This is a genomic window from Streptomyces sp. NPDC001750, assembly GCF_042892615.1.
Classification (GTDB): Bacteria; Actinomycetota; Actinomycetes; order Streptomycetales; family Streptomycetaceae; genus Streptomyces.
Genome location: NZ_JBIAUE010000026.1, coordinates 73,036 through 87,461, shown reverse-complemented (window position 1 = coordinate 87,461; position 14,426 = coordinate 73,036). Strand labels below are relative to the sequence as shown.

The window sequence follows — 14,426 nt, the reverse complement described above, 5'->3', positions numbered from 1 at the left end:
CGAGTTCTCCTTCGGAGGTCATGCGGCGGGGTCGATTCCGGCGTAGGCGAGGAAGGCGGCGAGGGCTTCGCGGTAGATGTCGTTCATACGGCGACGTTCGTCCTCGTCCCAGTTGGTGTGCATCCGCTGGAGGATGCTGGCGAGGTCGGCCTGCCACGAGTCGCGATGGAAGGCGTAGTCCACGAGGTGCAGGGTCATGTCCGTTCCGCCGCGCCGTGCTCGTCCGGCGAGCTGGATCATGTCCACGACCATGCCTGCGACGATCTCCTCCTGAAGGACCTTGTGGGTTGACCCGAAACCGGGCGCGGAGCGCATGATCAGGCTGAGGCGTCTCCATGCCTCGGTGCGTGCTGCTGTGAGAGCGGCGACGGGGTCGTCACTGGGCTCCTTCGGCAGGCTGTTAAGGCCGGCGGCGTTGACCGAGGCGTACATCTCCGGAGGATCGCTCAAGAGCGCCAGCGGGCGGGTACACAGGTAGACGGGGGTGATCGCTGACTTAGTGCCGATGACGATGTTGAGGCCGCGGGCGATACGTGCCATGGGGACGATGAGGATCTTCCCCTTGCTGGGGAAGGTCTCGAACTCCTCGGGCGTCAGCTCGACGATGCCGGCGGGCAGCGGCGGCAGGTCGCTGCGGCGTTCCTTGTCTGGTGGGACGGCGACGCACAGGCCGCCGGTGTAGTTTCCGGAGTTGTAGATGCCCAGGGCGATGTAGCGGCAGTGCAGGTAGGAGTTGACGACCACGGCGGCGTGGGCGCGGTCCTTGTCCTCCTTCTCCAAGCGTTCGAGCTCGGGGTGGATGCGGGTGTCGTACAGGCTCTCGCCGAGCGCTTTGAGGGCGGCGGCCTTGAGGTTCTGGGGGAGCCCGGAGATCTGGATGGGGTTGTTGAGGGAGTCGGTGATGGTGTGCTTCTTCGCACGGATGCTGTCCGGCGCGGCGTCGGTCATCCACCACTTCACCGTGCTGTGGATGTGCTCACGGACGGCCTGCGGGAAGTACGCGGTCGCTGACAGGCCCATGACGGGCCGCTCCACGCCGGCGAGAGCGAGGGAGACGATGCTGCCCAACTGGGCGGTGTAGGTGTGCGGGTCTCCGGTGATGCTCTGGGAGGTGAGCTCGCCGGTCTTGGCCGGGTCGTCCAGGCCGGTGACGCGGTAGCCGAAGAGTGCGCGGCCGAGCATGCCGAACGGGAGGATGTTGGCTCCGATGCCTCGTTCGAGGCGTTCGGCGAGGGCGCGGGCCGAGGCCAGGCCGCTGGAGCGAAGCTGGGCCGTCTTGCCCGTGAGGTCGTTGAGGGTGTCGTCGAGCTCGGACAGCCAAGTGCGGACGATGAGCAGTTCGACGGCTTCGGCGCGGTCGTGCTCGTTCTTGACGATGTCGCTGAGGAGTTCGTCAAGGCGGTGCTGAGCGTGGGTGAGCAGATCGGTACCGCGGTGGCCGAGAAGCTCGCCGAGGACACCGCGGACTTCCTGGTAGTGGTCTTCCAGCTCCACGGTGCTGAGCGGGTCGGCGAGCGGGTCCTGGCCGGGCTTGGGCGGCCTGAGCGCGTTGAGCTTGTCGAACAGTTCCTGCGGGATCTCGTGTTCGCTGGTGATGCCTGATTCGGGGAACAGCAGGTGGATCAGGCGGCGGTCCCGGCCTCCCGAGATGTGCCATCCGGTGCTGTTCATACCCGCCCGGTCACCGACGGGGCCACCGTCGCCCTCGTAGTGCCGCAGGTGAAGCTGGCCTTCGCAGACGGCGGCCAGCAGAAACTCGGTGAGGTAGCGGGCGTAGGTGACTGGCGGGACGAGTTCCTTGACTGTGGCGGGCGGCTGTTTACCCAGCTCGTCGTGGAGCTGCTGGAGCGGGATCTTCTTGTCGAGGCGGGAGTCCAGGACCAGCTCGCTGGAGCACTTCCCGATGGCCGTGGACTGGAACTGATCGATCTCGTCGATGAGGGTGGCATGGCAGCGGCGCAGGAGGAACTCGGCAACGCTCACGCCGTCGGTGGGCCGATCGTCGAGGGTGATGCCGATGGGCATCCGGCCCATCATGAAGTTGTGGTGGTTGGTCACCACCACGGAGGCGGTGCACGCGTTGTGGTGCTGTTGGTACTTCCCGCACACCGGCACGAACGGGCAGCGTCGGGTTCCCTTGGCCGGGGGCAGAGGGTAGAGGCTCATGCACGATTCCGAGCCGGCCGGGTAGGGGTGTGTGGACTCGGTGAAGCGGTTCAGCGAGCAGCCGTAGGAGAGCTGGCTGATCTTCCACCGGATCTTGGCCGACTGCTCGGCGATCGAGCCCTCGATGCGGGAGGCGACCTTCATCGCTCGCTCGTGCAGTCCGTAGGGAGACATCAGGGGCGTACACGTCTCGGGGTGGCCAAGGAATGCGAGGTCCTGGCTGATGTCCCACGCTGTCGCGAGTGTCGCCTCGACGGTGGGCAGGACGATCGCGAGGGTCAGCCTGTTGATGGCGAACCACGAGGCCATGACGCGGACGAGGACGCTCTTCCCGGTACCGGTGGGGGCGTTGAAGATCTCGGTGGCACCGGCGCAGAGGCGGATCATCTCCTTGGGAGAGATCGTGTCCGTGGTGTTGAGCTGGCCAAAGAGCGCCTTGAGGACCTGGTGCAGGTGCCGGCCTTCGGGCTTGAGCCGCTGATCCAGCTGCCTGGCGAGGTCGAGAAGGTCGCTGGTAGCGATCTCGACGTTCGGTGTGTGGGCGGCGGTGTACACCTGCGGCGGGCTCTGGCGCGGGTCGGTTTCGGAGCTGCCCGCGAACGTGGGAAGAACAGCACGGCCCTGGATCTCTCCGATGCCCCCGGCGTAGAGCTTGCGGGTCATCCACACTCCTGCTGAGGCGGGCTGCGCAGGCTTGGGGCGCGGGTGGTCTCTGTGGACCCGTTTCAGGGTGCGGTCCACAAAGCCCAGGAGATCGTCTCCGACCCGGAGTGAGGCAGCTTCCGCCACGGCAAGTTCACCGACTGGGACGAACTGGGGGGCCTGCCCGGCAGGAAGGGTGGCCAGGCGTTTACGGGCGGCCGCCCCGAAGGCCGGAGCGCTGGCGAACTCGCCCGGAGCGTTGACGAGAACGTCGGCGATGCGTTGCTTTTCCTCGTGCGGGAGGCTTGCCCAGGCCGACCATTTGTCGTACTGGCCGGACAGGAGGAACGCGGCGTACCTGAACCTGGCGGTGGGCTGCCCGTGCTCGTCGGGCGGACCGGGGAAGTAGTGGGCGGCGAGCGCCAGCGCACAGAAGACCGCCGCGTCGTCTTTGCGGAGCTTGCTTGTCAGGCCCATCGGACTCCCGCCCTCCTGCAGATCTTCTCGCCCATGTCACCCGCGGTGGACACGTTCAGGCGGAACTCCTCGCACACCCCGCGCAGCAGAGGAAGAGAGGCTTCGCGGTGGTCCGGGACGACAATCCACTCCGCTCCCCCCGCGTCGCCGCCATCAGCCTGGATCTTCTTCGCCAGCAGCTTCTCCGAGGTGAAGTCCTTGATGTCAAGCAGGAAGGACTCCGTCTCGCTGTTGTGGTGCCACACATCCACGTGCAGGTCATAGGCATCCTGGTAGGGCCACACGGTGACGGCGCCGGGACATTCGCCCCCGACACCCAGGTCGGCGGGGCTCATGTAGGGCTCTGGGGCAGCGGCAAAGCCGCGTGAGCGTAGCGCGTCGTACAAGGCGATCTCGACAAGGCCAGGGACGGTGGTGTAACGCCACGGCCCGCGCGTCAGCGCGAGATACCCGGCAGCTGGCAGTGGCTGCGGCACGGGCCCTCGCAGGTCGGGGGCGAGGACGGACGCCGCTCCGGTGGGGGCCGGGGGTGGGGCGCCGGGGATCAGCGACGGCGGCTTCCCAGCATCGGGGATCTTGAAGGTGTAGGAGGCTCCCATCAGTTCCGCGTGCGGCCGGTAAAAGCAGCGGACCCTGCCGGTGACCGACTTGCGGGAACGGTGCTGGGTGACCTTCATCGGCCAGCGGCACACGGGGCAGGCGAACCACCACTGCTCGTAGAGTGCGGCGAAACTGATGGGCCGGTAGAACTGGCCGACGACGCTGGGCAGGTTCAGCCGCCGCACCTCCGTCTCGGTCCCGGCCGGCATCCGAGACAGGTCGGAACGACCCTTGGTGTACGCCTCTTGGGTCCCGCGCTTCCGCAGCCCCGAGTAGACAGTGACCTGGTCCATCTCCTGTTCAAGTTCCGCCAGGGATGTGGACCTGCCATCACGGGTGGCCTTGTGGACGGCTCGCGCGACCTCCCGCTGTTCTTGGTCCAGGTCGTACAGGTCCTCTTCGAACAGGCCGTCGTCATTGATGAGGTGAACACCGGTCATCTCCTCCGGCGGAACCCCGTCGGGGAGGAGACGGGCGAGGTCGCCAGTCAGCATCTGCAGGAAGGCGTCGAAGGGGAGCGGCTGGCCGGGACCACGGGCGGCAAGGACCTCCCCGTGGCCCTCCATCAGAGTGCGCAGACAGCCTTCGGGGGACTGGTCGGTGCTTGTGAGGGCCTTGGCTGACATGGCCGCCGCCCGCATCACCATCTGCCGGATTACGTCATGGCCGATCGACTCGGACATCGAGATGGGCATCACGCGCAGCACGATAGACCTGGGGTACGACAGTCGGGCGGCGATCTGGGGAGTTACAGTGGATCTGGAGCGTTGATCTGGACATCGGGGTACACGGTCTGATAATCGGCACGATATGCGTTGATGTGCTGTCTTCCGGCTTCGGTGATCCGCCACCGGTACTCGAGAACGAATGTCCCGCGCCCTTTCTCGGTGCGAATGGCGAAACAGTCGATGTAGCCCCGGCTCGGTTTACCGTTGGGGCGATAGCCGGTACCGAGGTAGTACTTGGCCTTACCTCCCATCACGTCCTCAGGTAGCCCGTCGGGACCGGCGGCGGCGACCCTTGCTAGATTCCCCCACAGCCACTCCGACAGCAGATGCTTGGGACGGCGCGGCACAGGGGGAATACCGAGCCCGGCACGGGCGCATGCCCGACCTTCACGGGTCAGCTCCACCAGGACGCGGGCGACGAGACCGACCTCCGGAACGTCGATGCGATCTTCAGTGATCCTCAGAAGTCCTCTGCGGGCGAGAGCATGCAGGGTGGCCCCGGCTCCGCCGTCGAGGCGGCCGTCCTCGCGGAGGCGTCTCTGAATCGCGGTGTACTCAGCAAACGGAAGCTCGGCCTTGATCGAAAACGGCAACTTGCGCCATGCGGACGCTGGCCCTGGGCCCTGATAGGTGGACCGGGCCGCCTTGGCACGGCGCTCCGCTTCCTGGTCCTCACGAAAGCAGGCAAGCAAGTAGCTGCGCTGACGGCTATTCAGACCATCCCACATCGCCTCGGCCTTCTTCCGCAGGGTGAATCACACGCAGGTCCATCGTCCGGCGACGATGCCAGTGGCTGGCAGCGCCCAGACGATGTTCCTACGCCTCAGAGCCATGCCGAAATGTGCCGCCTCCGCGACTGCCGTTCGGGCCGCGCGAGGCTGGCGTTAGTGGCACGCCAGCCAGGCTACGGCAGCCCAGTGACAACCCTCGGACAACACGACCTGGCTCTCCGACCGGGGCTCAGCCCGCCGCGGTCGCCTCCTTGCCCGCTCGTCAGTCGTTCCCGTCGGCGTGCGACAGCGCCTTCCATTCTCGGGATGGGAACGTAGCCGCCGTCGGCTGGAATCTTCGCGATGATCTTCCCGAGTTCGGCCAGGGGGTCCTTGCCGAGCAGCGCAGGGTTCGCCTCGAGCATCAACGCGACGTATTCCCCAATGCGCTGAGGCGTGAGCTCGTCCGTCGCCCTCAGCTCCACCGGACCGTCCTCCCCCTCATCCACGACCCGGGCGTTGCGCACCAGCCGTAGCTGCTCATCGCTGTAAAGCCTGGCCAACACAGCCTCAGCGAGCCGCTTCCGCGTCTCCGCGGCGCTCATGGTCGTCCGCTGATCGCCTGAAACAACGACAACTTCCTGCAGGTCCTCCACGACCTCAGCCCGGCGGTCACTCGTGCGGCTTCGTACCACGCTGCCCCACTTCGCTTTCACGGACGGGAGCGCCTGGTCGGTCCACTTTGCCTTCACTGCCGGAAGCGCTTGTTCGTTCCACCACTTCCTGACGTGCGGCGCGGCCTTCTCCGCCAATCTGAGGCCGATCTGGACGAGCACCTCGGCGAGGAACTCTGCGTTCTCTCGACGCTCCTGCGCTCGGACCTCTGACTCGTGCCGGTCAGAGTCGAGCCAACCCTGCGGGTACGTCGCCACCGGATCCGGCTCGTTCTCTTTCAAGAAGATCTCGGCTTGACCCACCTGATTGGTGTCGGGGTCACGTGTCATGCCGCGATGAGCGCCCTCGGTCTTCCTCGACTGCGTGAAACGCGCGCCCTTCCGGACTCTGACAATGGCCTCGTACTCGTCGTACTCGCTGCTGTCCATGCCCCACCTTCGACCTGCGGGATGCCCTGCGTCCGCCGCCCGCCCCTCGGGGAGCGACGCCCCTCGACACTGTACGTCCGGCCGCCGACCGTCCAGCGGATCGCCAAATGTGGCCCGATGAACCGGGTTCGTAGCAGCCGCTGGGTCTGCCGAGGTGATGCGGGCATCCTGCAGCTGGCCGATTCAATCGGTCGAGCTGGAGAGCCCCGAACGTTCAGGGAGGAGCCAGGAGACAACGAACGTTGGCGCGAGCGTACTGGCCCGGAGATCGAGCCGAGCCGCCCTCCCTCTGCTCAAGCGGAATAGCCAGCGCCTCCCGTTGATTGGTCTTCTTGCGGAGATCACGGAGGGGGACGCTGGTGGCCGAGCTGATGTTGTTCCGGCAGGACGCGGACGGGCGGGATGTCGAGCTGTCCGGTTCGACGGTGGCGCTGGAGGTGGAGCTGCAGCGGCGGGTCGAGGCCGGGCTGGAGCAGATGCTCGGTATCCGGTTCGTAGCGTCGGAGTATGCGACCGGTCCGTGGCATCGGGGGCGGATCGACACGCTGGGGCTGGATGAGAACGGCACCCCGGTGGTGATCGAGTTCAAGAGGGGCTCCGACAGCGGGGTGCTGTCGCAGGCCGTCTCGTACCTGTCCTGGCTGCGCTCGGCGCAGCACGAGTTCGAGGCGCTGGTCCGGAAGGTGCTGGGCGCGGAGGCCGCCGAGTCGATCGACTGGCGTCGTCCGCGGATGGTCTGCATCGCGGCCGGCTTCTCCCACCACGACCGGGTGGCCGTGCAGTGGCTGCCCGAGCGGATCGACCTGGTGCGCTACCGGGTCTTCGAGGGTGGTCTGCTGAGTCTGCTGCTCGTCGACTCCTCGCCCGGCTCAGCGAGCGCCGCTTCGTCTCGGCGGAGCCGGGAGCGGGACGCGGTGGTCGACAGCGCGCCGGCGGTCCCGACGACTCCTTCGCCGACGGGTGCCAGCCTCGTGCCCGAGTCCTTGCGGGACCTGTACGCGGAGCTGGACGAGGCGCTCACGGCGTGGGGCGAGGTCGAGGTGGCGCCGCTGCGGCACTACATCGCCTACCGGCGCCTGGTGAACGTGGCGTCGGTGATCTTCCGTCCGAAGCACGAGGCGATCCTGGTCTATCTCAGACTCGACCCGGACTCGGTCGTGCCGGAGGAGGGCTTCACCCGGGACATGCGCGGCATCGGGCATCTCGGGACCGGGGACCTGGAGGTGCGTCTCGCTTCGGCAGCGGATCTGGAGAAGGCAGTGCCGTTGATCCGGCGGGCGTTCGAGGCGGCGTGACGCAACGAGAAGGGCGGCTGGTACATCGGTCATTCGATGCACCAGCCGCCCTTCGGCGTCTGCGGCCCGCCGGCCCCGGGCTCTCTCTGCTCTCATGATCAGGCCTCCGGTCCGGCCAAGTCGAAGTCGTCCTTGGTCAGCTCGGCGCGGAGCCGCTGCTCGGCCACGTCGGCGTAGTGCGAGGACAGCTCGACGCCCACGAAACGACGTCCCTCGCGAAGGGCCGCGACGCCCGTGGAGCCGCTGCCGGTGAACGGGTCGAGGACGGTGCCGCCCTCGGGGCAGACCTGTACGAGCTGTTGCATGATCTCGACGGGCTTCTGGGTGATGTGGACCCGGTCCTTGCGGGGCTGGGAGGCGATGTAGTGGCCGGGCAGGTAGAGGTCGGGGGTGTTGTCGAGGGATCCCTTGACACCCCAGATGATGAACTCGGAGTCCTGCTTCGGCCCGCCCTTGCGGGGCCGGCTGGCGGGCTTGATCCACGGGATGGTGCCGCTCCAGGTCCACCCGGCCATCTGCAGGGCGTCGGACGTTGTCGGTTCCTGGCGCCAGTCTGAGAAGACCATGGCCACCGCGTGCTCGGTCGAGGCCCGGTACGCCTCGGTGAGCAGTTCGGTCAGCCAGGAGCGGTAGGAGCGCTGGTCGCGGTTCTCGCCGGGGAAGTTGGCGAGGTCGTGGGCGCTGTTGCTGGTGACGTACTTGGCGCGCGCGGTACGTCCGGTGCGTTCCGAGCTCGTACGGCCGCCGGAGTTGTACGGCGGGTCGGTGATCACGGCGTTGACGCTTTCGTCCTGAAGGGACTTCAGGACGGTCAGGGCGTCGCCTCGGTGCAGCGTGTAACTCATGGGAAGGGCCTCTCTCGGGGCATGGCGGGGCTGGGGCCCGCGCCGGGCAGCGCTCAACGGCGTTCTTCCGGGGCGGGCTTGTGCTGGAGGTTAGTGGCGATCTCCGGCCGTACCCAACGAGGCGGGCCGTGCTGCGGAACCCGGTCCGGGAGTCGTTTGGTGCGGCCGAAATCCCGGTCTACTGTCTCGCCGTGTCACCGGGCAGGAGCCTCGCTCCACCACCGCTGACCTGTGCTTATCCGTGCTGTCTCGTCCAGTCGAGCGGTATCAGAGGCACGTTGCTCTCCTTCTTCCCGCACACCGTCAGGAGCCCCGGTGTACTGCCTGAGATTACGAGCGCGGCTGGCTGCCGCGCGTGACCTGAGACCGGCGTCCGGGAGCTACCAACTCCCCTGACCCGGGCCCGCCCGAGCGGCGGATGCACATCGGCGCGGTACCGGCGGCTTTGCACGAGAAGCCGGCACCGCGCCTCCTACGAACACCGAGGAGCCGCTGCGATGCAGCATGCCCTGATACATCCGCGCCCCGACCCGACGCCGTCACCCGGCCGGCACCGCCGCCTCGATGAACGGCGGCGGCGATGAAGAAGACCACCAAGGGGCGTCGTCGGCCTCTGCGCCACCGCTCCACTGCTGCTGGCCGTTCCGATTCTCGCCATCGGGGCCGGGACCGCCTCGGCCGCCTGCTCGACCGGCGGGGCACAGGATGTGGATACCGCCGCCGTCGCCGCCCAGGTGAAGGCCATCCTGGACGGCGGCGACAAGGGCTCAGTCTCCGTGCCGGGCCTGGACGACCCGGCCGAGCAGGTGCCCAACGCCAAGACGATCCAGGCCACCGGCGTCGCGATGAACATCCCGGCCCGCGGGCAGGTCGTGGCCCTGGCGACCGCCCTGCAGGAGAGCGGCCTTCGGAACCTGACCTACGGCGACCGCGACTCGCTGGGGCTTTTCCAGCAGCGGCCGTCGATGGGCTGGGGCACCGCGAACGAGATCCTCGACCCGGTGCACGCCTCGACCAAGTTCTACCAGGGGCTCAAGAACGTCTCGGGCTGGCAGTCCCTGTCCGTCACGCAGGCCGCCCAGGCCGTGCAGCGGTCAGGCTTCCCGGAGGCGTACGCCAAGTGGGAGCCCCTGGCCACCGCTCTGCAGAAGGCGATCGAGCCGCTGCTACCGAAAGCCGGTGGCACGTCACCGGACCCTTCGCCGTCCGGCTCGGCCGGCAGTCCTTCGCCCGCTATCGCGGGCGGTTGCAGTGCCGAGGGGGACGGGACCGACTTCGGCACCATCCCACCCGGCGCGCTGCCGGCCGAGTACAAGATCCCCGCCGACGCTCCGCGAGAAGTCCAGACGGCGATCCGGTGGGCGCTCGGGCAGCTCGGCACGCCGTACCAGTGGGGCGGGACCTGCACGAACTCCCACGGCAAGGACGCCATGGGCCGGTGCGACTGCTCCTCCCTGATGCAGCAGGCGTACAAGGCCGCCGGGGTCACCCTGACGCGCACGACGTACACGCAGGTCAAGGAGGGCAAGGCGGTGTCGGCCGACACCCTCCGGCCGGGTGACCTGCTCTTCACCGAGGGGACGGCCTCCGTACCCGAGCACGTCGGGATGGCCATCGGGCAGGGCCTGATCGTGCACGCCCCGCGCACCGGCGACGTGGTCCGCATCACGACCCTCGCCTCCTGGAAGCCGCGGATTCTCGCGGCCCGCCGAGTCGTCTGACCGGCGCTTTTCCCCCTCTCCCCTTTCCTCGCACCGCCGCTTCGCCCCAGCGGGCTTTGGCGTGCGCACAATCGAACTGGAGTTCTCCATGTATCTCGCCGACCAGGTCATTCAGCTCGCCTACGACCCCGGGATCAAGCCGAACGAGGGCGGCCTGCCGGGCCTGTCCGTCCTCAAGCAGGTGATGGGGTCCATCAACCTCTTCGGGCTCATCGCCGTGGTCGGCGCCCTCGCCGTCAGCGCGGGCGTGTGGGCCTGGGGCCACCACTCCGGCGGTCACCAGGCGGAGGCCAACGGCAAGAAGGGCGTGCTGGTGAGCGCCGGCGCGGCCCTTCTGCTCGGCGCGGCGAACGGCGTGGTGGCCTTCTTCAGCACGCTGGGGACGCAGGTCCACTGATGGCACAGCACTCCACCCACCCCGGCGGCGCATCTCGCGTGCGCCGCCAGGCGCTGCTCGGCACCGTCGTCCTGGTGGTGCTCGTCGCCCTCGCCGGCCTGGCCGCGTACCTCACCCGCGACGGCAGGAGCCCCGCCGAAACTCCTGCTCCACCACCGAGTTCACCCACGGTCTCCTCCTCACCTGCGTCGCCACCCGGGCCGCTCACGCCGCACACCCGTCCCCGCACTCTTCCGGTCCCGCCGAAGACCCACGACCCGATCGCGTACGGGAAGGCAGCCGCAGCAGCGCTGTGGTCCTACGACACCCGTGCGTACTCGCAGCCCGCGCTGCGGAAGGCTCTGCACGGGTGGCTGACCTCGGAGGCGAAGTACGCCGACCCGGCCTCGGTCGACAAGGTCGTTCCCTCGGCGGTGCTGTGGAAGGAGATGGCCGCCAACGGCCAGTTCGCCACCGCCAAGGTGTACGAGGGCCACTTCCCGAACGCGTTCACCCGGGCCCTTCAGGAAGACCCGGGGGCGATCACCCAGGCGTACGTCTACGCCGTCACGGTCTCCGGCAAGCAGTCGATCGCCTGGAAGGGCTCACCCACCGGCGGCGCGGAGAGCCGTGCCACCACCCTCGCGGTCCAGTGCCGGCCCGACCGTCCCTGCGCACTGGTCGGCGTCATGCCGTCCGTCGCGCCCTAATCCCCGTTCAGGAAAGGAGGTATCGCCATGGGAGTCTGCGACTTCCCGCTGATGGACAAGGTGTGCGGCGCCGTCGACTTCGCCACCAACCCCGCCGGAACCGTCACCGACGGCATCGGCGCGTGGATCGCAAAGTCGATGGGCGAACTGGCGGCCAGCGCGGCCGATCTCGCCGCCAAGGCCGTCAACGAGACGACTGCCATCGACCTCAACGCCGGATGGTTCCGGGACAACTACGAACTCCTGCTGCCCATCGGGCTCGCCCTGACCGTCGGCATCTTCTGCATCCAGCTCATGACCGCCGCCTGGCGACGCGACGAACGCGCCCTTGCTCAGGCCGCGTTCGGCACCATGACCGGCGTCCTCTTCAGCTTCTCCGCCATCGCCTTCACCACCGTCGCCATCACCGTGGTCGACGTCCTCTCCGACGGACTGTTCCAAGCGGCCAACACCTCCGTCGACGACGCGATCCGGCGCGTGGTGAAGGTCAACCAGTTGGGGGCGATGTACGGCCTCGGCTGGGGCGTCCCAGCCCTGGTCGCCCTCGGGTGCGCGATCGGCGCCTTCCTCTACTGGGGCGTCATGGTCGCCCGCAAGGTCGGCGTCCTGATCATGGTCTCGCTCGCCGTGTTCGCCGGTGCCGGCGGCGGCTGGGAGGTGGCCAAGCGGTGGCGGCGCGGCTGGATCGAGGCCACCGCCACCCTTGTCGTCTCCAAGCTCCTGATGACCGTGGTCTTCCTGATCGGCGTCTCCGCCATGGGCAAGAGCGACGCCAGCGACGGCATGTCGGCCCTGTCCGACGCGATGGCGGGCATCGTCGTGATGGTCCTCGTGCTGCTCTGCCCGTACGCGACGTACAAGTTCGTCCACTGGGCCAGCGACGGCGGCGGCCACGACGACCTGCACCGCACCGGCGTCGCCGGCATGACGGTCGCCGCCGGGGCGGCGAAGACCGCGGCCACCCTGGCGATGCAGGCCGGCACCGGTGCTCCTGCTCCTCAGGGCCCGAACCAGGTCCCCGGTGCGGGCGCCGATGGCGTCGCCTCCGGCATCAATCCCGCCGGCGGCAACCTCAGCAAGGAGGGTATCGACGCCGGTCCGCCCAAGCAGCAGACCCGCTTCCGGTACGGCGAGGACCCGAACGCGACCGGCGACAAGGGCCAGGCCCTGATCCAGCGGCCCGGGATCCCACCGCTGATCACGCGTCCCAGCGCGGACGAAGCGGAAGGGTCCGAGGTGGTCGTCCACGGCGTCACCGGCAGTTCCGACTATCTCGTCGGCGCATCAGCACCGGGCGGCAGCATGACCTCCCTGCCGCCTGTCGGCCCCGCGACTGCGCCGCCGCCCCCTGCCGGACCGTCGGCCACCGGTTCTCCGACGCCGACGAACTGGGTGTTCCCCACCCAGCCGCCGTCGGGTTCCTGACCCATCACGCCCGGGGCGGGCCGTACACCACGGCCCGCCCCACGCTGACCGACCAGCAGAGGAGTCCCCCCATGACCTCCAGAAGAGCGCCGCGCGCCCCGTCCCCCGCCCGATCCCACCCTCTGGAATCACCATGTCCGGCAAGCACCAGGCCCCTACAGCCACCGTGAAGTTCCCCCACCGCAGCAGGCGCGGCATCCTGCTCGGCCTTACCGCCCCGCAGCTGATCGTCGCCGGCCTCACCGGCCTTCTCCTTCTCGCCGTCGTCCTCACCCGCGGCGTGGTCGGCGCCCTCCAGCTCATCCCGCTGTGGGCCGTCATCGCCCTCTTCGTCTTCGTCCGCCACCGTGGCCGCGCCCTCGCGGACTGGGCTCCGATCGTCACCCGGTACGTCCTGCGCCGAATGCGCGGCCAGCTCGTCTGGCTCACCCGGCCCTCCCGTCGGCCGACCCGCGAAGGACTCCTCCACCTTCCCGGCACAGCCGCCAGCCTGCGCGTGGTCACCGCCCCCGACGGTAGGTACGGTGCGGTCCACGATCCCCACAGCGGCACGCTGACCGCCGTGGTCAAGGTCTCCTCCCGCGCCTACGCGCTGCTCGACCCAGGCACCCAGCAGGCCAACGTCAACGGCTGGGGACGCGCACTGGCCGCGCTGGCCCGCACCGGGCAGATCGCCCGCATCCAGGTCATCGAGCGCACCGTCCCGGACTCCGGCGACGCACTTCGCCGCTACTGGGAAGAGCACGGCCGACCCCACGCCCCCATGGCCGGCGCGATCTACAGCGAGCTGATCCAGAGCGCGGGCCCGGCAGCGGCACCCCACGAGGCGTACGTCGCGGTGGCGCTGGACACCAAGGCCGCGCGACGGCTGGTCAACCAGGCCGGCGGTGGCCTGACCGGGTCCTTCAGCGTCCTGGCGCAGCTGACCTCCACCTTCGACCAGGCCGCGCGGACTGCCGGGCTCAACCCCACCGGCTGGCTCACCGCCCGCGAGATCGCGGCCGTCGTGCGCACCGCCTACGACCCCAAGGCCCTCACGGCGCTGGACCGGTGGTCCACCGCCGGCCGTCCCGAGGCCGAGCCCGCAGCCGCCGGACCCGTCGTGGTCGTCGAGAAGGCAGACCATATCGCGACCGACTCGGCCGTTCACGCCACGTACTGGGTGGAAAACTGGCCGAGGACCGAAACGTCGGCCGGCTTCCTGCACCAGCTCCTGTTCACCGGCGGCGTCCGGCGCACGCTGTCGCTCTTCTACGAGCCGAAGGGACTGGACGCCGCCCTGCGCGACGTCCAGCGCAAGAAGGCCAGCGTGATCGCCGATGCCGCCGAGCGGGCCCGGCGCGGCCAGGTCGACTCCGAGGCGGACTCGATCGAGTACCAGGACATCAAATCCCGCGAGCGCCAGCTCATCGCGGGCCACGCCGATGTCGCCCTGACCGGGCTGCTGACCGTCTCGGCCGACTCCGAGGACGAACTCCGCTCCGCCTGCGCGGTCGTGGAGACCGCCGCCGTCGGCGCCCAGCTCGACGTCCGGCCGCTGACCTGGCAGCAGGCCGAAGCATTCACCGCTGCCGCTCTGCCGCTCGCGCTCTCCGCCTGACGCCGGCCCTTCCCCCCTTCGAAAGAGC

Annotated in this window: 11 protein-coding genes; 6 read left to right on the top strand and 5 right to left on the bottom strand. The window is 68.7% G+C overall.

The window, feature by feature from the left end; genetic code table 11:
• Positions 1 to 18 precede the first annotated feature (18 nt).
• From ACFYY6_RS30870 to ACFYY6_RS30855, 4 genes are all read right to left on the bottom strand, one after another.
• Complete coding sequence (locus ACFYY6_RS30870) at positions 19 to 3,285, bottom strand: hypothetical protein (RefSeq protein WP_389196733.1); 3,267 nt, start codon at positions 3,283 to 3,285, stop codon at positions 19 to 21.
• Positions 3,276 to 4,580 (bottom strand): hypothetical protein, encoded by a 1,305-nt coding sequence (locus ACFYY6_RS30865; protein ID WP_389196749.1) that lies wholly within the window; start codon positions 4,578 to 4,580, stop codon positions 3,276 to 3,278. The genes ACFYY6_RS30870 and ACFYY6_RS30865 overlap by 10 nt, the downstream gene beginning before the upstream one ends.
• A 53-nt stretch (positions 4,581 to 4,633) precedes the next feature.
• The gene (locus tag ACFYY6_RS30860; protein WP_389196731.1) at positions 4,634 to 5,341 is read right to left on the bottom strand and encodes a hypothetical protein; all 708 of its coding nucleotides are present in this window, start codon (positions 5,339 to 5,341) and stop codon (positions 4,634 to 4,636) included.
• A 176-nt stretch (positions 5,342 to 5,517) separates the two neighbouring features.
• Positions 5,518 to 6,426, bottom strand: a complete 909-nt coding sequence (locus ACFYY6_RS30855) for a hypothetical protein (protein WP_389196729.1) — start codon at positions 6,424 to 6,426, stop codon at positions 5,518 to 5,520.
• Positions 6,427 to 6,785: 359 nt separating this feature from the next.
• On the opposite strand from ACFYY6_RS30855, the gene ACFYY6_RS30850 reads away from it, so the two are divergent.
• Positions 6,786 to 7,721 (top strand): DUF5655 domain-containing protein, encoded by a 936-nt coding sequence (locus tag ACFYY6_RS30850; RefSeq protein ID WP_389196727.1) that lies wholly within the window; start codon positions 6,786 to 6,788, stop codon positions 7,719 to 7,721.
• Positions 7,722 to 7,819: 98 nt separating this feature from the next.
• On the opposite strand, the gene ACFYY6_RS30845 is transcribed toward ACFYY6_RS30850, so the two are convergent.
• Positions 7,820 to 8,566, bottom strand: a complete 747-nt coding sequence (locus tag ACFYY6_RS30845; protein ID WP_389196725.1) for a DNA-methyltransferase — start codon at positions 8,564 to 8,566, stop codon at positions 7,820 to 7,822.
• Positions 8,567 to 9,195: 629 nt separating this feature from the next.
• Here ACFYY6_RS30845 and ACFYY6_RS30840 point away from each other — a divergent pair.
• The 5 genes from ACFYY6_RS30840 to ACFYY6_RS30820 all read left to right on the top strand — a co-directional run bounded on the left by ACFYY6_RS30840 (position 9,196) and on the right by ACFYY6_RS30820 (position 14,398).
• A complete protein-coding gene (locus tag ACFYY6_RS30840) occupies positions 9,196 to 10,287 on the top strand; it encodes a C40 family peptidase (protein WP_389196747.1) in 1,092 nt (363 codons plus the stop codon).
• Positions 10,288 to 10,375: 88 nt separating this feature from the next.
• On the top strand, positions 10,376 to 10,684 hold the full coding sequence (locus tag ACFYY6_RS30835; RefSeq protein ID WP_030195549.1) for a DUF6112 family protein: 309 nt from the start codon (positions 10,376 to 10,378) through the stop codon (positions 10,682 to 10,684).
• A complete protein-coding gene (locus ACFYY6_RS30830; RefSeq protein ID WP_389196723.1) occupies positions 10,684 to 11,373 on the top strand; it encodes a hypothetical protein in 690 nt (229 codons plus the stop codon). Before ACFYY6_RS30835 ends, ACFYY6_RS30830 begins: the two co-directional genes overlap by 1 nt.
• 27 nt (positions 11,374 to 11,400) lie before the next feature.
• Entirely contained in the window at positions 11,401 to 12,798 is a 1,398-nt protein-coding gene (locus ACFYY6_RS30825) for an ATP-binding protein (protein ID WP_389196721.1), read from the top strand.
• A gap of 133 nt (positions 12,799 to 12,931) precedes the next feature.
• Entirely contained in the window at positions 12,932 to 14,398 is a 1,467-nt protein-coding gene (locus tag ACFYY6_RS30820; RefSeq protein ID WP_389196719.1) for an SCO6880 family protein, read from the top strand.
• Positions 14,399 to 14,426 lie beyond the last annotated feature (28 nt).